This window comes from Pseudorhizobium tarimense, from assembly GCF_022968135.1.
Lineage (GTDB): Bacteria > Pseudomonadota > Alphaproteobacteria > Rhizobiales > Rhizobiaceae > Neorhizobium > Neorhizobium tarimense.
In genome coordinates, this window is the sequence record NZ_JALJRA010000002.1 from 53,910 (window position 1) to 76,121 (window position 22,212).

Annotated in this window: 20 protein-coding genes and 1 tRNA gene; 12 read left to right on the plus strand and 9 right to left on the minus strand. The window is 63.1% G+C overall.

The window, feature by feature from the left end:
• The first annotated feature begins 56 nt into the window (after positions 1 to 56).
• The 3 genes from MUU54_RS02490 (at position 57) to MUU54_RS02500 (ending at position 2,688) form a co-directional block, all read left to right on the plus strand.
• Entirely contained in the window at positions 57 to 566 is a 510-nt protein-coding gene (locus tag MUU54_RS02490; RefSeq protein ID WP_247242466.1) for a DUF1993 domain-containing protein, read from the plus strand.
• 62 nt (positions 567 to 628) lie between these two features.
• Positions 629 to 1,306 carry a response regulator transcription factor gene (locus MUU54_RS02495; protein ID WP_247242467.1) on the plus strand — a complete coding sequence of 226 codons (678 nt, stop codon included), beginning with the start codon at positions 629 to 631 and terminating at the stop codon, positions 1,304 to 1,306.
• Positions 1,303 to 2,688 carry a sensor histidine kinase gene (locus MUU54_RS02500; protein WP_247242468.1) on the plus strand — a complete coding sequence of 462 codons (1,386 nt, stop codon included), beginning with the start codon at positions 1,303 to 1,305 and terminating at the stop codon, positions 2,686 to 2,688. Before MUU54_RS02495 ends, MUU54_RS02500 begins: the two co-directional genes overlap by 4 nt.
• On the opposite strand, the gene nagA is transcribed toward MUU54_RS02500, so the two are convergent.
• The 4 genes from nagA to MUU54_RS02520 are packed head-to-tail and all read right to left on the minus strand — an operon-like array spanning position 2,685 to position 6,511.
• Positions 2,685 to 3,842: an N-acetylglucosamine-6-phosphate deacetylase gene (nagA, locus tag MUU54_RS02505; protein WP_376742041.1), complete on the minus strand. Its 1,158-nt coding sequence runs from the start codon at positions 3,840 to 3,842 to the stop codon at positions 2,685 to 2,687. The genes MUU54_RS02500 and nagA overlap by 4 nt on opposite strands.
• The gene (locus MUU54_RS02510; protein ID WP_247242469.1) at positions 3,839 to 4,861 is read right to left on the minus strand and encodes an SIS domain-containing protein; all 1,023 of its coding nucleotides are present in this window, start codon (positions 4,859 to 4,861) and stop codon (positions 3,839 to 3,841) included. Before MUU54_RS02510 ends, nagA begins: the two co-directional genes overlap by 4 nt.
• 4 nt (positions 4,862 to 4,865) lie before the next feature.
• Positions 4,866 to 5,627, minus strand: coding sequence for a GntR family transcriptional regulator (locus MUU54_RS02515; protein ID WP_247242470.1), 762 nt, complete (start codon positions 5,625 to 5,627; stop codon positions 4,866 to 4,868).
• Positions 5,624 to 6,511, minus strand: coding sequence for a glucosamine kinase nucleotide-binding domain-containing protein (locus MUU54_RS02520; RefSeq protein ID WP_247242471.1), 888 nt, complete (start codon positions 6,509 to 6,511; stop codon positions 5,624 to 5,626). The genes MUU54_RS02515 and MUU54_RS02520 overlap by 4 nt, the downstream gene beginning before the upstream one ends.
• 208 nt (positions 6,512 to 6,719) lie before the next feature.
• On the opposite strand from MUU54_RS02520, the gene MUU54_RS02525 reads away from it, so the two are divergent.
• The 6 genes from MUU54_RS02525 to MUU54_RS02550 all read left to right on the plus strand — a co-directional run bounded on the left by MUU54_RS02525 (position 6,720) and on the right by MUU54_RS02550 (position 12,997).
• Entirely contained in the window at positions 6,720 to 7,640 is a 921-nt protein-coding gene (locus MUU54_RS02525; RefSeq protein ID WP_247242472.1) for an N-acetylmuramic acid 6-phosphate etherase, read from the plus strand.
• Between the two features lie 25 nt (positions 7,641 to 7,665).
• Positions 7,666 to 8,922, plus strand: a complete 1,257-nt coding sequence (locus MUU54_RS02530; protein WP_247242473.1) for an ABC transporter substrate-binding protein — start codon at positions 7,666 to 7,668, stop codon at positions 8,920 to 8,922.
• A gap of 196 nt (positions 8,923 to 9,118) precedes the next feature.
• Entirely contained in the window at positions 9,119 to 10,069 is a 951-nt protein-coding gene (locus MUU54_RS02535) for a carbohydrate ABC transporter permease (protein ID WP_247242474.1), read from the plus strand.
• Positions 10,070 to 10,080: 11 nt separating this feature from the next.
• Positions 10,081 to 10,920, plus strand: coding sequence for a carbohydrate ABC transporter permease (locus tag MUU54_RS02540; RefSeq protein WP_247242475.1), 840 nt, complete (start codon positions 10,081 to 10,083; stop codon positions 10,918 to 10,920).
• Positions 10,917 to 11,981, plus strand: coding sequence for a Gfo/Idh/MocA family protein (locus MUU54_RS02545; protein WP_312038795.1), 1,065 nt, complete (start codon positions 10,917 to 10,919; stop codon positions 11,979 to 11,981). Before MUU54_RS02540 ends, MUU54_RS02545 begins: the two co-directional genes overlap by 4 nt.
• Before the next feature lie 11 nt (positions 11,982 to 11,992).
• A complete protein-coding gene (locus MUU54_RS02550; RefSeq protein WP_247242476.1) occupies positions 11,993 to 12,997 on the plus strand; it encodes an ABC transporter ATP-binding protein in 1,005 nt (334 codons plus the stop codon).
• Between the two features lie 16 nt (positions 12,998 to 13,013).
• Here MUU54_RS02550 and MUU54_RS02555 read toward each other — a convergent pair whose 3' ends face one another.
• From MUU54_RS02555 to MUU54_RS02570, 4 genes are all read right to left on the minus strand, one after another.
• Positions 13,014 to 14,273 (minus strand): alpha/beta hydrolase, encoded by a 1,260-nt coding sequence (locus MUU54_RS02555; protein ID WP_247242477.1) that lies wholly within the window; start codon positions 14,271 to 14,273, stop codon positions 13,014 to 13,016.
• A gap of 107 nt (positions 14,274 to 14,380) precedes the next feature.
• Positions 14,381 to 15,586 (minus strand): hypothetical protein, encoded by a 1,206-nt coding sequence (locus MUU54_RS02560; RefSeq protein ID WP_247242478.1) that lies wholly within the window; start codon positions 15,584 to 15,586, stop codon positions 14,381 to 14,383.
• A gap of 172 nt (positions 15,587 to 15,758) precedes the next feature.
• Positions 15,759 to 15,834 (minus strand) — tRNA-Ala (locus tag MUU54_RS02565).
• A 151-nt stretch (positions 15,835 to 15,985) separates the two neighbouring features.
• On the minus strand, positions 15,986 to 16,372 hold the full coding sequence (locus MUU54_RS02570; RefSeq protein ID WP_247242479.1) for a TIGR02300 family protein: 387 nt from the start codon (positions 16,370 to 16,372) through the stop codon (positions 15,986 to 15,988).
• 227 nt (positions 16,373 to 16,599) lie between these two features.
• Between MUU54_RS02570 and aroA the strand changes: the two genes are divergently transcribed.
• From aroA to rpsA, 3 genes are all read left to right on the plus strand, one after another.
• Positions 16,600 to 17,967 (plus strand): 3-phosphoshikimate 1-carboxyvinyltransferase, encoded by a 1,368-nt coding sequence (gene aroA, locus MUU54_RS02575; RefSeq protein WP_247242480.1) that lies wholly within the window; start codon positions 16,600 to 16,602, stop codon positions 17,965 to 17,967.
• A complete protein-coding gene (gene cmk, locus MUU54_RS02580; protein WP_247242481.1) occupies positions 17,967 to 18,602 on the plus strand; it encodes a (d)CMP kinase in 636 nt (211 codons plus the stop codon). The genes aroA and cmk overlap by 1 nt, the downstream gene beginning before the upstream one ends.
• A gap of 149 nt (positions 18,603 to 18,751) precedes the next feature.
• Positions 18,752 to 20,458: a 30S ribosomal protein S1 gene (gene rpsA, locus MUU54_RS02585; protein ID WP_247242482.1), complete on the plus strand. Its 1,707-nt coding sequence runs from the start codon at positions 18,752 to 18,754 to the stop codon at positions 20,456 to 20,458.
• 78 nt (positions 20,459 to 20,536) lie between these two features.
• On the opposite strand, the gene MUU54_RS02590 is transcribed toward rpsA, so the two are convergent.
• Entirely contained in the window at positions 20,537 to 22,162 is a 1,626-nt protein-coding gene (locus tag MUU54_RS02590; protein WP_247242483.1) for a hypothetical protein, read from the minus strand.
• Between the last annotated feature and the right edge of the window lie 50 nt (positions 22,163 to 22,212).

Below are 22,212 nucleotides of genomic sequence, written 5' to 3' on the forward strand. Positions count from 1 at the left end.
CCTGCTTACCTGTCAGCGGTTCTCGCAGCCTCAAGCCCTTCGACAAGGACCCCATCATGTCTCTTTCGCTGTACGACATCAGCATTCCGGTCTTCCTGCGCACCTTCCAGAACCTCTCGGAGATTTTGAAGAAGGGCGAGGCCTTCGCCGACGAAAATGGAACTCCGCATTCCGAACTGCTGCAGGCGCGCCTCATCTCCGACATGGCGCCGCTGACGGCGCAGATCCAGCGCGTAAGCGATACAGCAAAGTTCGTGGCGGTGCGGCTCGGCGGGATCGACAACGTGCCGATGGAAGACAACGAGGAGACGTTCGCCGACCTCCATGCGCGCATCGAGAAAACGGTCGCTCTTCTTCGGGCGCTGCCATCGGATGCGATGGAGGGCAAGGAGGAGGCGGAAGTGGTTCTGAAGACGCGCGACAGCACGACGACCTTCACCGGCCGCGATTACCTGCTGCAATTTGCCATTCCGAATTTCTTCTTCCACGTGACGACGGCCTACGCACTGCTGCGTCACAAGGGCGTCCCGGTCGGCAAGATGGACTATCTCGGCCGCAGATCCTGATCCGTCAGATGTCGTGACAGAGCCGTCGCGCCCGGCTAAGCTGGGGCCAACCGGGAGCGATCGTGCGCATTTTGCTAGTGGAAGACAACCAGGCGCTGGCGGAGGGTCTGTCGACGATCCTGCGCGGCAGCGGCTATGCGGTGGACACCGTGTCCGACGGCGCGTCGGCCGAGGCCGTTGCCGCAGCCGAAGCCTTCGACCTGGTGATCCTCGACCTCAACCTGCCGGAGATGGACGGGCTTGAAGTGCTGCGCGCCATGCGCGCCCGTCACAACCGGGCGGCCGTGATGATCCTGACGGCTCGAGGCACGCCGGAGGAGCGGGTCCGTGGGCTTGATCTCGGCGCCGACGACTACATGATCAAGCCCTTCGACATTGCCGAGTTCGAGGCGCGCATCCGCGTCCTGCTGCGGCGCCAGGCGGGCTTGCGCACCTCCGTCATCCAGCACGGCGGAGTAACCTTCGATCTGACGTCGCGCACCTTCAGCAGCGACGGCGTGCCGCTCGACATCCCGGCTCGCGAAGTGGCCCTGCTCGAACTGCTTTTCCTGCGTGCCGGCAAGGTGGTTTCCAAGGATGCCATCGTGCAATCGCTGACAGGCTATGACGAGGACCTGTCGGCGAACGCGATCGAGCAATATGTCAGCCGGCTTCGCCGCAGGCTCAGCCTGCATGGGTTGACGGTCAAGACGGCGCGCGGCATCGGCTATTACCTCGAAAGCCTCAGTGCTACGCAATGACGCCTGCCTTGCCTCCCTATTCGCTGCGTCGGCGGCTGCTCGCGTGGTTGCTCCTTGCTACCGCGGTGATTGGCGTGATTGCGCTCACAGACACCTGGCGGGAGGCGGTGAAGACCGCAAACGAGGTGTCGGACCGTGTCCTGATGGGATCGGCACTGGCGATTGCCGAACGCGTGATCGTCTCGGAGAACGGCGAGCTGGAGGTCGACATTCCCTATGTTGCCCTGGAGATGCTGACGTCTGCGGCACAGGACCGGGTCTTCTATCGCGTCGACGGTCCGCCTGGCACCTTCATCACCGGCTACCAGACACTGCCGTCGATCCCGCGCAGCGAAGGACAGGAGACGGCGTTTGCGGATGCCACCTTCCGCGGCGAGCCGGTCCGCATCGCCGCTCTCGCGCGTTCGGCCTCCACCGGCATCAACTCTGTCCCGTTCCTGGTGACCGTGGCGGAAACGACCATCGCCCGCCAGCAGCTGATGCAGACAATCCTGTTTCGCTCGGCGCTCCGCCTGCTGTTCATGATCATCGGCGCCGCAGTGATCGTCTGGATCGCCGTTACGGTGTCCCTGCGCCCGCTTTACCGCTTCAGCGAGGCGATCGCGGAGCGCAGCCCCAACGATCTGAGCCCCATCGGCGAAAGGGTACCGACGGAAGTGCAGGGGCTGGTCGATACGGTGAACTCCTTCATGGTGCGGCTGGAATCGGCGCTGGAGGCATTGCGTCACTTCACCGGGAACGCCAGCCATCAGCTGCGAACGCCACTTGCCATCATCCGCACGCAGCTGGCGATCGCTTCGCGCAGCGACGACCCCGAGGCTGCGGCAAAGGCAGTTGCCCGGGCCGATGCCGCGGTCGCCGACGGCGAGCGCATCCTCGGCCAGCTGCTGCTGATGGCGCGCATCGATGCTGCCGCACGCTCCGCCTCCCTGCAGGAGATGGATCTGTCGGCGCTTGCACAGACGCTGACGGCCGAGCGCGTGCCGCTTGCCGGGGAAGCGGGCATTGATCTTGGCTTCGAGGGGGAGGACGCGCTCTTGATCCTCGGCGAGCCGCTGCTGATCGGCGAGCTTCTGAAGAACCTGATCAACAACAGCCTGCTCTATGCCGGCTGCGGCGCCGAGATAACGGTTCGGACACGCACGGAAGACGGGCAGGTGATCCTCGAGGTGGAGGACAACGGGCCCGGCATCCCACCTGAGATGCGGGAGGCGGCCTTGCAACGTTTCGAGCGGGGAGGCCGCAGCGACGACATGGGGTCGGGGCTGGGCTTGCCGATCGTGGAGGAGATCGCACGCCTTCACGGCGCGCGCCTCGACCTGCTCGATGGCGCTGCGGGCAAGGGACTGGTGGTGCGGCTGGTCTTCGACCGTGCAGGCTAGGTCTGGTGAACCGCCTTGCCGCCGATCCAGGTGCTCTTCATCTCCAGCGTATTGCTCAGCAGCACGAAATCGCCGTCAAAGCCGGGTTTAAGACTACCCTTCTTGCCTGCCAGTCCCGCGGCTTCGGCTGGGTAGAGCGAGACCATCCGCAGGGATTCCTTGAGCGATAGCTCCAGCCTCTCGTGCAGGAACCGGACGGAGGCGAGCATGTCGATGTCGGCACCGGCAAGCGTCCCGTCGGCCAGTGTCAGCCGGCCGTCCCGGCGTAGGATCTCGCGGCCGTTCAGGGTGAAGCTGGTGAGATCGGTGCCAATCGGCGACATGGCATCGGTGACGACGAAGATCCTTCCCGGGCCTCGCTTGGCTCTCAGTGCAATCTGCATCGCTGCCGGATGCACATGCACACCGTCGGCAATCAGGCCGGCATGGAGATTACCCGTGTGAAGCGCTGTGCCGACGACGCCCGGTTCCCGGTGGCCCAGCGGGCTCATGGCGTTGAAGAGATGGGTGACGGTGCGTGCGCCGGCCCGGGCATAGCGCTCCACCGTCTCGAACGTCGAATCCGTGTGGCCGATGCTGACGATGAAGCCGGCGGCGGCCAGCCGCGACACCTGCTCCTCGGTCACGTTCTCCGGCGCGACCGTGATCATCATGGCCGGGAAGAGGTCACGGCATTCCAGCAGAAGCTCGAGGTCGCTTCCCTCCATCGGACGGATCAGCGACGGGTCGTGCGCTCCCTTGCGGGCGAGCGAAAGGTGCGGACCTTCGAGATGCAGTCCGGCGAAACCGGGAAGGTGCTGACGGATAGCCTCTCGGCCGGCCGCGATGACGGACCGCGTGATGTCGGGCGTATTGGTGATCAGCGTCGGAAGGAGGGCGGTGGTACCGAAGCGGGCATGGGCTTGGCAGATCGTTCGCAGGCCCTCCACCGTCGGCTCGTCGTTCAGCATCACACCGCCGCCGCCGTTGACCTGCAGGTCGATGAAGCCGGGCACGAGGATGCCACCCTTAGCCTCGACCACCGTCGCGTTTGACGGTATCTCCCGTACCTGCACGATCGCCTGCACCCGGGCGCCATCGAGGAGAAGGGCAGCGCCCTCGTGCCAGGTCTCGCCGTCGAAGATGCGTGCGCCGGTGATCGCAGTCAGGGTCATCGTGTTTCTGTCACCTTCTTGAGAGCTGCCGGAGCATCCGGGTTGAAGCCGCGTGTTCGCGACCAAGCCTCCACGAAGCCGTAGAAAGGCAGGATGAGGCAAAGCGCGTCGGTCAGCGGATGGCCGGTGGCGATGAAGGGAAGCGCGGTAGTCTTCCGTGCGTTGGTGGATGTCGCAAACGCAAGTGCGCCCTTGTCGACCAGCCCGTCAACGATCTCCACGACAGAGCCTTCCGCCGCGTCGCGCGCAGCAAAGGCGACGATCGGAAAACGGTAGTCGACAAGCGCCACCGGCCCGTGAAGCACCTCCGCCGAAGAATACGCCTCGGCATGCATGTTGGAGGTTTCCTTGAACTTCAGCGCCGCTTCGCTGGCGATCGCAAGCGCGGGACCCCGTCCGAGCATGAAGAGAGAATCCGCGTCACCCAGTTGGCCTGCAAGGTCGCTCCACTCCAGAGCCACGGCCCTTTCGCAGAATAAGGGTAGCGCCCGAAGGGCTTCGCGCAGGCCTTGGTCGTCCGTCCATTCCGCCAGCACGGCAAGTCCGGCCACGATCGAGTTGACGTAGGACTTGGTGGCGGCGACGGCGAGTTCAGGCCCCGCCTGGATGTCGATGGCATGGGCGCAGGCACCCGCGATCGCCGACTGCGGCGTGTTCGTCAGCGCGATGCTGAGGGCGCCGGCATCGGTTGCGGATTTCGCCATGGCGACGATGTCGGGGCTCTTGCCGGATTGCGAAATGGCGATGGCGGCACCGCCCTGAAGCTTCATCGGCGCATGGTAGATGGACGCAAGCGAGGGGCCGAGCGACGCCACTGGCCGGCCGGTGGTGAGTTCGATTGCATACTTGATGAAGGTTGCGGCATGGTCGGAAGAGCCGCGGGCAATCGTCACGAGGAAGGCTGGATCGCGCTCGCGCAGGGCCCGGCCAGCGGCGGCCAAATCTGCGGACGAGCGCTCCAGAAGACGCGCGACCGCCTCCGGTATCTCGTTGATCTCCTGGCGCATGTGGGTCTGCAAGGCTTTAGTCTCCCAAGGTGAGTTCGGCGACGAAGTCATAGGCGTCACCGCGGTAGAGCGACCGGGTGAACTCGACCACGCGGCCTGAGGCAAGGTAGGAAATGCGCTCGATGGAAAGGCCCGCAGCCCCGACCGGAACGGCCAGCAGCCCGGCCTCCGGCTCCTTGACGTTGCAGGCGGAGATACGCTGGATCGCGCGCACCGGGCGCGCACTCTTCTTCTGCAGTGCGGCGTAAAGCGAGGTGGTGACGGCGTCTGGGTCTGGGAGGAGTTCCGCCGAAAGACTCGCCCGCTCGATCGCAAGCGGCAGGTCATTGGCGATGCGCAGGCGGCCGATGCGCGCCACCATGGTACCTGCGGCGAGGCCCAGCATCATCATCTCTTCCGGTGACGGGTGGAACAGGCCGCGCTCGAGCCACTCGGAACGGGTCGCTAGTCCCCGGCGCGTCATGTCCTCCGTGAAGGAGGTGAGCTGGGAGAGCGGCTGCTGGACGCGCGAAACCGGCTTGACGACGAAGGTGCCGGACCCCTGTCGGCGGGTCAGCAGCCCGTCGCGCACCAGGTCGTCGACCGCCTTGCGCACCGTGACCCGGCTAACATTGGCGTATTCGGCGAGATCCCGTTCCGCGGGGAGAGCGGCACCATGGCCAAGTCGACCGGATTGGATGGCATCCTCAAGCGTCTGCCGGAGCTTCAGGTAGAGCGGCCCACTGCTCGGAGACTGCAGGCCTTCCAGCGGCAGGATGGATGCAAGCCCCTCGCTCATCGCGCCGCCTCTGACGTCTGGAACGTCTGCACAGCGAGGGCGACGGCGCCGGTCAGCGCGTCGGCCAAGGGCTCGGACAAACGGACGCGATGCCGGTCCGCCAGATAAGAGGGGTAGACCTGCGCCAGACCGCCGAGAAGGCAGAGCCTGCCGCTGTTCTCGGTAATCCGGCCGACAGCGTCCAAAGCTTCGTCCACCTGTGCCGCCGCATCGCGCATCAGGCGAAGCGCGGTCGGATCTCCATCCGCGGCACCCTGGACCACACGCGGCGCGTAACGGCCGAAGTCGCCAGGATGGGCCGCGCGGGCAAAATCGACGATCCTGCGGGGGTCGTTGCCGAACTCCTCGAGAATCGAAGTCGTTAGCGCGCTCGAGGCTCGAATGCCGTCGTGCGCGAGAAGACTTTCCTGTAGCGCGGCATGACCGATGCGCGCGCCACCGCCGAGGTCCCCGATCTGGAACCCCCAGCCACCGAGATAATGCAGTTCTCCCTGATGTCGCGCGATGAAGATGGTGCCGGTGCCGACGATCGCGATGGCGCCATCTGCATCTCCCACGGCACCCTGAAGGGCAATCAGCCCATCGGAGACGATCTGGGCGCTCTGGAAGGGCAGGCGCTCCAAGACATAGGAGACCGCGTCGCCGACATTGTTGCCGGCAAGCCCGAGAAGCGCCACGCAATCTTCGGGCGCTACGTCGGCAAGAGCGGCATCCGAAAGTGCCAGACGGGCCGCTTCCTCGATGTGGCGGAGAGCCGTGTCCGGATCGGTCAGGATGTTGGAGGCACCACTGCGGCCGCGGCCGAGAATGCGCCCATGCGCATCGGCAACCGCCGACCGGCAGCTCGTGCCCCCACCATCAATTGCTAAGAAGTAAGCCGCCATCCGTGCCTCCGCGCCAGATGATACCAAAAAAATACCATTTACCAAGTGGGCTGTGCGACAGCGCTTCCCCTCGCAGCTTAACCAGCGGAAAAACATCGAGGATTTTAGCCGCTATGCGCTTTGGAAACGGGTGGAAAGGCAATCGTTAATTTTGCCGCTGGACAATTGGTATTTTTTTGGCATCATTTTGTCCGAGAGGGAGAAGCGGATGAGCAGAACTGCCACCGAAGCCAGACACGGAGATGCCGAAGGGCTCGACGCCCGGCCTTCGCATGAGATCCTGGCGCTTCTCGCCCAAGGCCAGCAGGCGGCTTCGAAAGCCGTCGACGCCGCAATCCCCGCTATCGATGACGCTGCAAGCCTCGCCTCCCAGGCCCTCCGCTCCGGCGGTAAGCTGGTTTATGTCGGCGCTGGCAGTTCCGGGCTGATGGCGATGGCAGACGCGCTCGAGCTTCCGGGCACCTATGGCATCGCCAAGACGCAGATCACGATCCTGCTTGCCGGCGGCGTCGCGAGCCTTTCCGATCTCGCCGGCTCGCCGGAAGACGACGTGGAGCAGGCGAAGCGGGATGCAGCGGCGATCACAGCCGATGACTGCGTCCTCTGCGTCTCGGCCAGCGGCTCGACGCCCTATGTCGTCGCGGTTGCCGAAGCGGCGCGACAGCGCGGGGCGAAGGTCGTGGCGCTGGCGAACAATCCAGGGGCGAAGCTCTTCGCCTCTGCGGATGTCTCCATTCTTCTCCAGACGCCGCCAGAAGTCATTGCAGGATCTACCCGCATGGGCGCGGGCACGGCCCAGAAGATCGCCTTCAACATGCTGTCGACGCTGGTCGGCGTGAAGCTTGGCCATGTGCATGACGGCCATATGGTCAACCTCCACCCGGACAATGAAAAGCTGCGGATCCGTGCCGCACGCATGGTCTCCGAAATCGCCGGCGTCGGCGTGGATGAGGCGAGCCGACATCTGGAAAAGGCAAGCGGCTCGGTAAAGATTGCCGTGCTTCTGGCACGCGGTGCGGCGGACGCCGCTTCAGCGCGGGATTTGCTCGCCCGGTCGGGCGATGCGCTGCGGCCGGCTCTGGCCGATCTGGAGCAGACAAGATCTACAGGGTTCCACAAACGCGCCTGAGCGCGCGAACAAGAGGGAGAACGACATGACCCGTATTCTGAAAGGCATGCTCTTTGCCACGACCGTGCTGGCCCCGGCCGGCATGGCGATGGCGCAGGAGACACAGCTCACCATCGAGAGCTGGCGCAACGACGACCTGCCGATCTGGCAGGAAAAGATCATCCCGGCTTTCGAAGCCAAGCATCCCGACATCAAAGTGACCTTCGCGCCGATGGCGCCGACGGAATATAACTCCGCCGTCAATGCCAAGCTGGAGGCTGGCACTGCAGGCGATTTGATCACCTGCCGTCCGTTCGACCTCTCGCTTGCCATGTTCGAGAAGGGTCAGCTGGCGCCGCTGAACGATCTTGAGGGCATGGAGAACTTCTCTGACGTCGCCAAGTCCGCCTGGACGACGGATGACGGCCAGACCACCTTCTGCGTGCCGATGGCCTCCGTCATCCACGGCTTCATCTACAACAAGGCGGCATTCGAGGAAGTCGGCGTCGAGGTGCCGAAGACCGAGGAAGAATTCTTCGCGGTTCTCGAGAAGATCAAGGAAGACGGCAACTACATCCCGATGGCCATGGGCACGAAGGACCAGTGGGAAGCCGCGACCATGGGCTACTACAACATCGGCCCGAACTACTGGAAGGGCGAGGAAGGCCGCAAGGCGCTCATCGCCGGCACGCAAAAGCTGACCGATCCGCAGTGGGTCGAGCCCTATGCGACGCTCGCCAAGTGGAAGGACTATCTCGGCGACGGCTTTGAGGCGCAGACCTATCCGGACAGCCAGAACCTCTTCACCCTCGGCCGCGCCGCAATCTATCCGGCAGGTTCATGGGAAATCGCGCCGTTCAAGAGTCAGGCCGATTTCGAGATGGGCGCCTTCCCGCCGCCGGTAAAGGCCGAGGGTGACAAGTGCTACATCTCCGACCACAACGACATCGGCATCGGCCTCAATGCCGACAGCGACAACAAGGAAGCCGCCAAGACCTTTCTGTCCTGGGTTGCTTCGCCGGAATTTGCTGAACTCTACGCGAACTCCGCACCGGGCTTCTTCAGCCTCAACTCCACGCCGGTGAAGATGGAAGACGAGCTCGCCCAGGAATTCGTTTCCTGGCGTGAAAACTGCGAAACGACGATCCGCCCAAGCGCGGCAATCGTCGGTCGCGGCGATCCAAACCTCGACCTCGAAATGTGGCGCACCTCCGCCAACGTCATCAACGGCACGATGACGCCGGAGCAGGCTGGCGAAGAGACCCAGAAGGGCCTCGACAGCTGGTACAAGCCCAAGCAGTAAGAGGCACCTTGAGCCTCTGACTGCCTCACCTGATCCTCTCCCCATTCGCGGGGAGAGGGACTTGCTTGCATCCTCCTTCGCGATCGTCCGCAACGACGCGGCATCCGCTTCCTCGACGAGACGGGAGACAATGGCGGCAGCCGGATGAGGGGCATTTCAACAAGTTCGACCGAAGTCGCCGTTCCGGGACCGCATGATGAGCCAGTCTGATATCACCGTGACGGAGACAGCGACGCCCAAGCGGCCAGTCCGTTGGCACATCGCTGTGTTCCTGGCGCCGGCCTTCGTCGTTTATACCGCAGTGATGATCCTGCCGCTGATCGAGACGCTGCGCCTGTCGCTCTTCAACGTGGTTGGCGGCGAGCTCGCATTCGTCGGCCTCGCCAATTTCGCGCAGCTCTTCGGCGATCCGCGGCTTGCGGCCGACTTCTGGAACGCGTTTTCCAACAACACGATCTTCTTCCTGATCCACATGGCGGTGCAGAACCCGATCGGCATTGCGCTTGCCGCCATGCTGTCCCTGCCGGGCCTGCGCTTCGCAGCCTTCTACCGCTCCGCAATCTTCGTCCCGACACTGCTGTCCTTCGTCATCGTCGGCTTCATCTGGAAGCTCATCCTCTCGCCGATCTGGGGGATTGCGCCCAACCTGATGGACCTCGTCGGACTGAAATCCTTCTTCGGGCCCTGGCTCGGCAAGCCCGAAAGCGCGCTGATCACGGTCTCGCTGATTTCCGTCTGGCAATATGTCGGCATCCCGATGATGCTGATCTATGCCGCACTTTTGAACATTCCGGACGAGGTGCTGGAAGCGGCGGAGATCGACGGCATCACCGGCTGGAGCCAGTTCTGGAAGATCAAGCTGCCGCTGATCCTGCCCTCGATCGGTATCATCTCGGTGCTGACCTTCGTCGGCAACTTCAACGCCTTCGACCTGATCTATACGGTCCAGGGCGCCCTGGCGGGTCCGGACGGGTCGACCGATATTCTCGGCACGCTGCTCTACCGCACCTTCTTCGGCTTTCAGAACCAGATGGGCAATCCGCCGATGGGCGCGACGATCGCGACCGTGATGTTCCTGATCATCCTGGCCGGCGTGTCGCTTTATCTCTTCGTCATCCAGCGGCGCATCCGCCGCTACCAGTTCTGAAGGGGCAGGCCATGTCGAAAGCACGCTCCTCCTTCCTTCGCACCGGCTTCGTCCATGTGGCGCTGATTGCCTACACGCTGATCGCGCTGTTTCCGGTCTTCCTGACGCTGGTGAACTCGCTGAAGAGCCGCAATGCCATCTTCCGGGAACCGATGGCCCTGCCGACGCCGAAGACCTTCAGCCTGATCGGCTACGAAACGGTGCTGAGCCAGGGTGATTTCTTCGGCTATTTCCAGAACAGCCTGATCGTGACGGTGGTCTCCATCGCGCTCGTGCTGCTGTTCGGCGCCATGGCGGCCTTCGCGCTTTCCGAATACCGCTTCCGCGGCAACATGCTGTTAGGGCTCTACCTGGCGCTCGGTATTATGATCCCGATCCGGCTCGGCACGGTAGCGATCCTGCAGGGCATGGTAGCCACGGGGCTCGTCAACACGCTGACCGCGCTGATCCTCGTCTACACGGCGCAGGGCCTGCCGCTAGCGATCTTCATCCTCTCGGAATTTATGCGCACCGTTTCCGACGACCTGAAGAGCGCCGGGCGCATCGACGGGCTGTCGGAATATGCGATCTTCTTCCGCCTCGTGCTGCCGCTGGTGCGCCCTGCCATGGCGACGGTCGCCGTCTTCACCATGATCCCCATCTGGAACGACCTGTGGTTCCCGCTGATCCTCGCCCCCGGTGAGGCGACCAAGACGATCACGCTCGGCGCCCAGATGTTCATCGGCCAGTACGTCACCAACTGGAACGCCGTTCTCTCGGCCCTGTCGCTGGCGATCCTGCCGGTGCTGGTCCTCTACGTCATCTTCTCGCGGCAGCTGATCCGCGGCATTACCTCGGGAGCCGTGAAGTGAGTTCTGAAACCAAGCCCATCCGCGTCCTCGTCGCCGGCCTCGGCAATATGGGACGCAGCCATGCGCTCGCCTACCACAACAACCCCGGCTTCGAGATCGTCGGCCTCGTCAATCGATCAGAAGCGGCGCTGCCGGAGGAGCTGCAGGGTTACACCATCCATCCGTCCTTCCCGGAGGCGCTGGCCGAGCTGAAGCCGGACCTCTGCTCCATCTGCACCTATTCCGACAGCCACGCCGACTACGCGGTCACGGCCTTCGAGGCCGGCTGCCATGTCTTCGTCGAGAAGCCGCTGGCAACCACGGTTGCCGATGCAGAGCGTGTAGTGGCGGCGGCGAAGGCGGCCGAGCGCAAGCTCGTCATAGGCTACATCCTGCGCCATCACCCGTCCTGGATGCGGCTGATCGAGGAGGCGCGCAAGCTCGGGCCGCCTTACGTCTTCCGAATGAACCTCAACCAGCAGTCCTCGGGCCCGACCTGGGAAACGCACAAGGCGCTGATGCAGACGACCTCTCCCATTGTCGACTGTGGCGTCCATTATGTCGACGTCATGTGCCAGATCACCGATGCCAAGCCGGTGCAGGTGCGCGGCGTGGGCCTGCGTCTTTCCGACGAGGTGGCGCCGGACATGTACAATTACGGCCACCTGCAGGTGATGTTCGACGACGGCTCGGTCGGCTGGTACGAGGCCGGCTGGGGGCCGATGATCTCCGAGACCGCCTTCTTCGTGAAGGACGTGATGTCGCCGAAAGGCTCGGTCTCGATCGTCATGGATCCGAACGCCAAGTCGGACGATATCGACACCCACACCAAGACCTCGGTGATCCGCGTGCACGATGCCGACACGGGGCCTGACGGCAGGTTCCTGCGGCCGGACGAGGACCTGGCGATGGCCGGCGAGCCGGGGCACCAGGATCTCTGCGACCTCGAGCAGGCCTATGTGCTGAAGGCGATCCGCGAGGACATCGATCTCGACCGCCACATGAACGACGCCGTGCAGTCGCTGCGTATCTGCCTGGCGGCCGACCAGAGCGTGCGCACCGGCGCGCCGGTCATTCTATAAGGAAGAACGCCTTGGGTTCGCTGCAACTTTCTTCGATCCGCAAGTCCTTCGGCACGCATGAGGTGCTGAAGGGCATAGACCTGGAGGTGAAGGACGGGGAGTTCGTCATCTTCGTCGGCCCCTCCGGCTGCGGAAAATCGACGCTGCTGCGCGTGATTGCCGGCCTGGAGGATGCGACCTCGGGAAGCGTGCGCATTGATGGGGCGGAAGTGGTCAACACGCCGCCGGCCAAGCGCGGCATCGCCATGGTCTTCCAGTCCTACGCGCTTTATCCGCACCTGACGGTGAAGGACAATATGGGGCTTGGCCTGAAGCAGGCGGGCGAGGGGAAGGCGGTGATCGAGGAGCGGGTGGCGAAAGCCTCGACCATGCTGTCGCTTGACCCCTATCTCGCCCGTCGCCCGGCGGAACTTTCCGGCGGCCAGCGCCAGCGCGTCGCAATCGGTCGTGCCATCGTGCGCGAACCGAAGCTTTTCCTGTTCGACGAGCCGCTCTCCAACCTCGATGCGGCGCTGCGCGTCCAGACGCGGCTTGAGATCGCGGCCCTCCACCGGCGCCTGAAGGCGACGATGATCTACGTCACCCACGACCAGGTGGAAGCGATGACGCTGGCCGACAAGATCGTCGTCCTGAGCGCCGGCGCCATCGAGCAGATCGGCTCGCCGATGGAGCTCTACAACCGCCCGGCCAACCTCTTCGTCGCAGGCTTCATCGGCTCCCCGCAGATGAACTTCATCGAGGCAGGACGACTCAACGAGACGAATGCTTCCACGATCGGCATCCGGCCCGAGCACATTACGCTGTCGCGTGAGGCCGGCACCTGGAAGGGCCGGGTGGAGCATGTCGAGCATCTGGGCGCCGACACCATCGTCTATCTGGAAACGGACGTGACGGGCCTGCTGACGGTGCGCCTCTTCGGCGAGCACCCCTATGCGGCTGACGACATCGTCTACGCCACGCCGGATGCCGCCAGCATGCACCGCTTCGACGCCGAAGGCCGAGCGATCCGGGCCTGAGGGCTCACCTCAGCGCTTACTGAGCGACCGTCGAAACGATGGTGTTCTCGATCGAGCGGCCGACGCGGTTGATCTGCTCGCCATAGGTCCGGCGGGTGTCGGGGTCGAAGACGGCGATCGGTGCGCTGACCGTGGCACTCGCCACGCCTCCTACCGTCTGCGCCGTGCCGAGCGCGATCGCGCCCAGGCGGTCGCCAAGCGCCACGCCGCCGGTGGTGATCTCCTGCCCGGCGAGCAGGCGCGAACCGATCAGCTGCACGACCTGCGGGCTTTGCGCGAACTTGCCGTGGTTCAGCGGATCGCCGCTTTCGAGCGCCGTCAGGTCGAGAACGGTGATCCCGGCCTTCTCGAACTCGGACCGGTAGGGCTCAACTGTTGGGTCGATCTGCCCCAGCCGGTCGATGCTGCCGGAAATGCGCCGAGACAGCTGCAGTGCCCGGTCGTCGCGTGAAACGAAGAGGGTGAAGTGCGGCCCGTCCTCGCCGATCGTCTCGAGCTGCTGGCCGAACACGTCGACGTCAAGATCGGGCGAAGCAAGGATGACGTTGCGGATCTTCGGCTCGACGCGGCCCTCGCGGATCGCCATCTGGCGCAGCGCCTCCACCGTCAGCCAGGATCCCATGGAGTGGGCAAGCACCACGACGTCGGCCACCTGCGGATCATCGGCGATCTGGTCGAGCACGCGCTCCAGCCCGTCGCGCGAGTAGTTCGCGCTTTCCTTGTCGTAATTGTAGTCGAAGATCGAAGCGCGCGACGGCCAGGTGAAGAGCACGGGCGCTGCCTCGGCATTGGAATCATGAACGATCTGCGCGAAGCGGTAGACGGCCTCCTCGTAGCGGTTGTTGAAGCCGTGGACGAAGACGAGCACCCGCTTGCTCGGCGGCAGGTGCTTTGAAAGCCAGCGGTTGGCGCCCTTCTCCGTCTGGACCGGCTCGACCCGCACGGTCGCAAATTCCGTGGCGGGATCGGCCGGCAGCCGCTTCGGCCATTGCACCTCGCCAATCTCGCGATTGGCATCGGGCGGAATGGACACGGTAATGGCGGTCGCTTCGAGATCCTGGCCGCGCTCGCCGGAAAACAGGATGCCCGGATCCCTGGAAGGCTGGCGCGTCGTCGCGACGAAAATGTCGACCTCTTCGCCCGGCGCTGCCGCCGAGGCCGTCGGGATCAGCACCCCTTCCGGCCGCCCCGCACAGCCGGAAAGGCTCAACGCGAGAAGAAGGGGAAGAAACGCTGCCCGCAGGCGACGGGAAGAATGAGCGGCGCCGGTGATCATGCGGCCCATTCAGCGGGAATGGGGGCGGATGTCAATGCTGTGAGTAAGACGTTGGAGCTTGGGGCGCAACGCCCACGTAAGCTTGTCACACGTTAAGATTGCGGACTCTAGCGTTCAGTTGGCTCAACGGCGACAATTCCCGTGACCGGCACGCCCGTGCCGCTGAAGCCGGTGAGCACTCCGCCACATGGTTGGATGGCCTTGACTTCGTCAATGGTCGCCATTGCGAGGTAATTATCGGGCGACGCAATCCGCTCAGCTTTCCCATCTGAGGTAGCCGCGTACACTGAGCCGATCTTGTCAGAGGTCACGTTAGCTAAGACATCAGATGCCGCTTTCCCCCAAGCTGGGGGTAGATCGGCACAAGCAACTGTGATGGCATTGTCTTTTTCCGGTGCCTGGTACTCGCATCCATCGCGCGTCATTTCCAAGACAGATTCGTCAACTTCAATAGTTTCGGCGTTGCAAGATTTGAAGGTGACTTTGCCTGCATTCCTCGCGATGACGTAACCAAACACGCCGAAAGATCCTTTGAGCTTGTACGGGCCCTCTACCAGCAACAACGTTTCTGACCATACAGGTATCGATTGGAAGCCAGGATCTTGTTGCCCCAGTTCGCTTCCCTGAGGGGTAGCTTGCTGCTGTTGTTGCGCGAAAGCGTCTACAGCCAAGCCGACAGTTATCATCGCTAACAGGCTAGTTCGCGCAATTCTCATTGACCAGTCGCCTCCTCCGTTCAGCAGATAGATAATCCTGCCCTCTTTGTTGATCGCGAACATAAGGGCATACGAACACGGGAAATACGCGTCCCGGCATAAGACATACATTTCATCAGTCAGCCCGATAATTTGCCGTAATCGACGCTCCTTGCTGCATGTCTGAAAGATGGATGCCGCGTCGTTCGTGGCAGGTTGATTGAGAACAGGAATAGAGATGGACTTCTGACCATTCCAGACGTGCTTGGCCATCTTTGCAGCAGCGCGTGCAGCAGCATCGTCAATCACGAATAGAAACAAGGCGAGGCCGACGATAGCAAAAATGAAGCTTAATCGCTTGACAGTTTTATGAACTCGCGTCGTCACTAGGTACCCGATGACGAATAGCGCGACCGCGCAATACATGATGACGCCACCGGACTTCAACGGCACGAAGGCATAAGCTAGGACCGTGCTGAGCGCGATCGATACCTGGGTCGCATCGATACCGAACTCTGCGAGGTATTTGACCAAGTATGCCCAGCCCGCGAAATAGATTATCGCAATTGGCAAGGCCGCAGCGATAGCTTCATATAGCGCCGTGCGAACGGTGTTCATTGGTTGCCCCACTGGAGATATGCAACCTTGACCCGAAGTGGCCGTCTGATCAAGCTGGATCGTCGCTTACTAGCAGTAGGACTGGCACTGTCGACCGTGCCCGAATTGTATGTCAGGTAGACAGGGTAAGCTAATTGTTTCTAACTGACGTTTATGGACACGGGAAGAAACTTGGTGGAGCTAAGCGGGATCGAACCGCTGACCTCTTGCATGCCATGCAAGCGCTCTCCCAGCTGAGCTATAGCCCCATCAGGGTGGTCCGGCGTGATGTCCGGTCCTGGGAAACTCGCGGGCGCGTCGCCCGGAGTGGCGGCTTCTTACTTCCGGTTTTTGGAGAGTGCAAGCCGTAAATGCGTGGCCCGGCGAAATTTGTCAGTTCGCCGGGCGATCGTTCGTCGATCAGACTTCGTCGTCGTCGCCGGTCACGCCGATGATGCCGCTCATGTCGTCATTATCGTCGTCTTCGTCGGCTTCCAGGAAGGTGTCGTCATCGTCGTCGCCTTCGATCTCGACGTCATCGTCGCCCATATCCGGCAGGTCATCGCCGTTGGAATCGTCGCTGTCGTCGTTGGTCGTCAGTTCGACTTCCGTGTTCTCGGTATCGACTTCCTGAATTTCCTCTTCCTCGGCCTGCTCCATCTTCATCTGGGCCGTGTTCTCCTCGAAGAAGGAGAGCGGCCAGGACTTGCCGGTATAGGGGGAAACAACCGGGTCGCGGTTGAGGTCGTAGAACTTCTTGCCGGTATCCGGGTCGGTACGTTTGGTTCCGAGTTCCGCTTTTGCCACTGTGAAAGCCTCGTGAGTCTGGCCGATCAGGTCGGCTTGGCCGCCGGAGCGGCTGTCAACGGGTGAGAAACTAAGCCGGTCCCCATAAGGCCTGTGCTCTTTTCTGTCAAAGGTAAACTTGGGCGCCATTTGCGGGCCGCCGGGACGCAATTAGCCGGATGACCGGCTTTCTGCTTTGTGCTAACCACCAGCGCAAAATCGAAGGACCACATAAAGAAGGACAGACCATGTCGCATGGTGTCGCGTTGAAGCCGGCCCGCTCGCAGAAATCCGCCGATCTGAAGGGCACCGTCCGTATTCCGGGCGACAAGTCGATCTCGCACCGCTCCTTCATGTTCGGCGGCCTTGCGTCCGGAGAAACCCGCATCACCGGCCTGCTGGAGGGCGAGGACGTCATCAACACCGGCAAGACCATGCGCGCCATGGGCGCCAAGATCGAGAAGATCGGCGACGAGTGGATCATCCAGGGTACCGGCAATGGTGCGCTGCTGGCGCCGGAGGCGCCGCTCGATTTCGGCAATGCCGGCACCGGCTGCCGGCTGACCATGGGTCTCGTCGGCGTCTACGACTTCGATTCCACCTTCATCGGCGACGCATCGCTGACCAAACGGCCGATGGGCCGGGTGCTCAATCCGCTGCGCGAGATGGGCGTCCAGGTGAAGGCGGCCGAGGGCGACCGCCTGCCGGCCACGCTGCGCGGGCCTTCCACGCCTAACCCGATCACCTACCGCGTGCCGATGGCCTCCGCCCAGGTGAAGTCGGCGGTCCTGCTGGCTGGTCTCAACACCCCCGGCATCACGACGGTGATCGAGCCGGTGATGACGCGCGACCATACGGAAAAGATGCTGCAGGGCTTTGGTGCAAATCTCACGGTGGAAACGGATGCCGAGGGCGTGCGCACCATCCGGCTGGAAGGCCGCGGCAAGCTGACCGGCCAGGTGATCGACGTGCCGGGCGATCCGTCGTCCACCGCCTTCCCGCTGGTGGCGGCGCTGCTGGTTGAAGGCTCCGACGTGACCATCGAGAACGTGCTGATGAACCCGACCCGCACCGGCCTCATCCTGACGCTGCAGGAGATGGGTGCCGATATCGAAATCATGAACCCGCGGCTGGCGGGCGGCGAAGACGTGGCGGATCTGCGCGTGCGCCATTCGCAGCTGAAGGGCGTGACCGTGCCGGCGGATCGGGCTCCGTCGATGATCGACGAATATCCCGTGCTTGCCGTCGCGGCCGCCTTTGCCGAGGGGACCACCACCATGCTCGGCCTCGAAGAGCTGCGGGTCAAGGAATCCGATCGCCTGTCCGCGGTCGCCGACGGGCTGAAGCTGAACGGCGTCGATTGCGACGAGGGCGAGGACACGCTTGTAGTCCGCGGCCGTCCGAGCGGCAAGGGCTATGGCAATGTCTCCGGTGCGCCAGTCGTCACCCACCTCGATCACCGCATCGCCATGAGTTTTCTGGTGATGGGTCTGGTCTCCGAACACGCGGTGACGGTCGACGACGCCGGCATCATCGCCACCAGCTTCCCGGAATTCATGGACCTGATGACGGGGCTCGGCGCCCGCATCGAGCCGGTCGAAAGCAGGGCGGCCTGATGGGCTTCGTCATCGCCATCGACGGTCCGGCAGCGGCGGGCAAGGGAACACTGTCGCGCCGGATCGCCGAGACCTACGGCTTCCAGCACCTCGACACCGGTCTTACCTACCGCGCCACCGCCAAGGCGCTTCTCGATGCGGGCCTGCCGCTCGATGACGAAGAGGTGGCGGCAAGGATGGCGCGCGAGGTGGATCTCGGCGGTCTTGATCGCTCGGTCCTGTCGCGCCATGAAATTGGCGAGGCAGCGTCGAAGATCGCGGTGATGCCGTCGGTGCGCCGGGCACTGGTCGAGGCGCAGCAGGCCTTTTCGCGACGCGAGCCGGGAACGGTGCTGGACGGCCGCGATATCGGCACCGTCGTCTGCCCCGATGCGCCGGTAAAGCTCTATGTCACGGCCTCGCCGGAGGTGCGCGCCAGACGTCGCTATGACGAGATTACCTCAGGGGGCGGTGCGGCGGATTTGGATGAAATCTTCGCCGACGTGAAGAAGCGTGACGAGCGCGACATGGGCCGTGCCGACAGCCCGCTGAAGCCGGCGGACGATGCACACTTGCTAGATACCTCGGAAATGAGTATAGAAGCCGCGTTTCAGGCCGCGAAGAGCCTTATCGACGCTGCCTTGAAGAAGAATTGACGCCTGCCGGGTTCCGGCACGTCAGCTTAAGCTCGCAGATCAGTCCTTGCGCCGGATTGCCTCCAAGACGAGGCGGACTGACTACGAGCGTGTTCAACACGAACCACCGGCGCATATGTGTCCTTGAAAGGGCACTCTCAGGAGATTTCATGGCAGTATCTAACCCCACGCGGGAGGACTTCGCAGCCCTCCTCGAAGAATCCTTCGCACAGACCGATCTGGCCGAAGGCTATGTGACCAAGGGTCTGGTCACGGCAATCGAAAAGGACATGGCTGTTGTCGACGTCGGCCTCAAGGTCGAAGGTCGCATCGCGCTGAAGGAATTCGGCGTCAAGGGCAAGGACGGATCGCTGAAGGTCGGCGACGAAGTCGAAGTCTATGTCGAGCGCATCGAAAACGCTCTCGGCGAAGCTGTTCTGTCGCGCGAGAAGGCTCGCCGCGAAGAAAGCTGGGTCAAGCTGGAAGCCAAGTTCGAAGCCGGCGAGCGCGTCGAAGGCATCATCTTCAACCAGGTCAAGGGTGGTTTCACCGTCGATCTGGATGGCGCCGTGGCCTTCCTGCCGCGTTCGCAGGTGGACATCCGTCCGATCCGCGACGTCACCCCGCTGATGCACAACCCGCAGCCCTTCGAAATCCTCAAGATGGACAAGCGTCGCGGCAACATCGTTGTTTCGCGCCGTACGGTTCTCGAAGAGTCCCGTGCCGAGCAGCGTTCTGAAATCGTTCAGAACCTCGAAGAAGGCCAGGTTGTTGACGGCGTCGTCAAGAACATCACCGATTACGGTGCGTTCGTTGACCTCGGCGGCATCGACGGCCTGCTGCACGTCACCGACATGGCCTGGCGCCGCGTTAACCATCCGTCGGAAATCCTGTCCATCGGCCAGTCGGTCAAGGTTCAGATCATCCGAATCAACCAAGAAACCCACCGTATCTCGCTCGGCATGAAGCAGCTCGAGTCTGACCCTTGGGATGGCATCTCGGCCAAGTACCCGATCGGCAAGAAGATCTCCGGTACGGTCACGAACATCACCGACTACGGTGCGTTCGTCGAGCTGGAGCCGGGCATTGAAGGCCTGATCCACATCTCGGAAATGTCCTGGACCAAGAAGAACGTTCACCCCGGCAAGATCCTGTCCACGACGCAGGATGTCGACGTTGTCGTTCTCGAAGTCGATCCGTCCAAGCGCCGTATCTCGCTCGGTCTCAAGCAGACGCTTGAGAACCCGTGGCAGGCATTCGCGTTCAGCCATCCGGCTGGCACGGAAGTCGAAGGCGAAGTCAAGAACAAGACCGAGTTCGGCCTGTTCATCGGCCTCGAAGGCGATGTCGACGGCATGGTTCACCTCTCCGACCTCGACTGGAACCGTCCGGGTGAGCAGGTCATCGAAGAGTACAACAAGGGCGATATGGTCAAGGCCGTTGTTCTTGATGTGGACGTCGACAAGGAGCGCATCTCGCTTGGCATCAAGCAGCTCGGCAAGGATTCGGTCGGCGATGCCGCCGCTTCCGGCGAACTGCGCAAGAATGCCGTCGTCTCGTGCGAAGTCATCGGCGTCAACGATGGTGGCATTGAAGTGAAGCTCGTCAACCACGACGACATCACCTCCTTCATCCGTCGTGCCGACCTGTCTCGCGATCGCGACGAACAGCGTCCGGAGCGCTTCTCCGTTGGTCAGGTTGTCGACGCTCGCGTCACCAACTTCTCCAAGAAGGACCGCAAGGTCATGCTGTCGATCAAGGCTCTCGAGATCGCAGAAGAGAAGGAAGCCGTCGCTCAGTTCGGTTCGTCCGACTCGGGTGCATCGCTCGGCGACATCCTGGGTGCGGCTCTCAAGAACCGCGGCAACAACGAGTAAACGCTGTTCCTCATGATCAAAGGCCGCCGGATGCAAGTCCGGCGGCCTTTTTCGTTGCCTGCAATCTGCTCAAGTGCGTCAGGTCAGATCGGCCATCCGGAAATAGAGGTCCTGGGCGTGGTCGGCGCGACCGTCATTGCTCCCGCCGACCGCGTCATCTTCGCCGTCACCGGACGGATGGTCGTCCTCTGCGCTCTGATTGTCCCCCTGCGCATCCTGATGCGAAGACCGGCCCCCGCCATCTTCATCGATGGCCGAGACACGTTCCACGTCCCGTTCCTCTTCCCGCGGCGGCTGTGGTGCCGGCGGATAGGTAACAAAGGCCTGGGCCAGACCTTCCCGAGCAATCATCGGCGCCGCGGCAACGAAGGCGGCCGGGTCGGGAAGCACTTGTGCCGGCGCTGCCGCCACCTTGACCACGGCAGGTTGCGGCAGCGGTTGAAGTTCGCTTGTCTCCGTCGTACCCGCGGCGGCCGAACTCGGCGAGCTTGGAAGCGGCTGAGGCATGTCGAACCGTGATGTCGTCACCGATGCCTCGGTGCCAGACTGTACTGAACCAGCCTGCGGTGACGGCGAAAGAGGGGTGTTACCAGCGGCAGTCTGGATGGGTGCCTGTGGCGAAGCGCTGCCGGTGTTGCCGGACTGGAACAGGACCTGCTGCAGGAAGGCGTTCTTCGCGCCCTCCAGAACCCGCTGCGCCGCGCGCGCAAGGAGAGGGGCGTCAGGGGTTAAGGCAAGGGCCGCGGCGGAAGCATGGGCGAGGGCTTCGCCCGCGGCGGCCTTCCCATTTGCCTGCGCAACCGTGGGAGCCTGCGGCTCGGCTTGTCCCGCCTTGGCAGCGCCGTGCAGAATCTCCGGCAGGTCGACTTCTGCACTCGGACTGCTGTTGAAGAGCATATTTGAGCCGGCAGCGGCCTCTCTGCCCATGGTGGGCGGCGAACCTGTAACGGTCGAGGCGGCCACTGAGCGTGTCGCTGTGCTGTTCCCCGGAGCTTCGCTCTCGAAGTCAGGGGCAAGACTTGGCACGTCGATGCTCACCCTTGCCGGGACAGTGCTTGCTCCCGCCTTCGGTGCTGTCGCTGGTGCAGATGCCGGATTGGGGCTAGTAGTGGGGGAGGTGGGAGACGGCTGGCGCGTCGGCCCCGCCGGGCTCGCAACAACGTCAGGACGGCTCGTCGGGGTTGGCGTGAGCGCGGCTTCCGAGCCATCATTCTGGCGATAGGAGGTGACCACGGCACGCGCCGCCAGATCCCTGTCCTTCACCTGCGCCATTTCGAGCTGCGCACTGAGACGTGCGGCTTCGGGACCCAACGGGTTGTTGAGAACGTCGATGAGCACGCGCAACGTGACGCCTCGCAAGAGTTGTGTGAGGTTCTGCTCCAGCAGTGCGCGTTGCGAAGGACTGAGCGACTTCAGCGCATCCGAAAGACGATGCGCGTAGTCGAGCAGGCTCTCACCTTCCCGCCGGCTGATCTTCAGCAAGCTGCCGATCGTGTCGGCGAAAGCTGACAGACCTTGAGCGAGGTTGAGCTGGGTGGACAACGAAAGGATGTCGACGCGTCCGCCGCTGAGGAGGTTGGGGGGCAGGGTAGCAGTACCGGTGCCATCGCCTGGGGCGCCACTTGCCGGTGGACGTATGAGCGACCGTGTGGCGGTCTGGTAATCAACGGAGGCGCTCAAGGCAGCGCCGAGAGGCGGCAGCATGATCTGCTCCCTGGTTGTCTTCGCGTTGGCAAGACAGATCGGCTACAGCG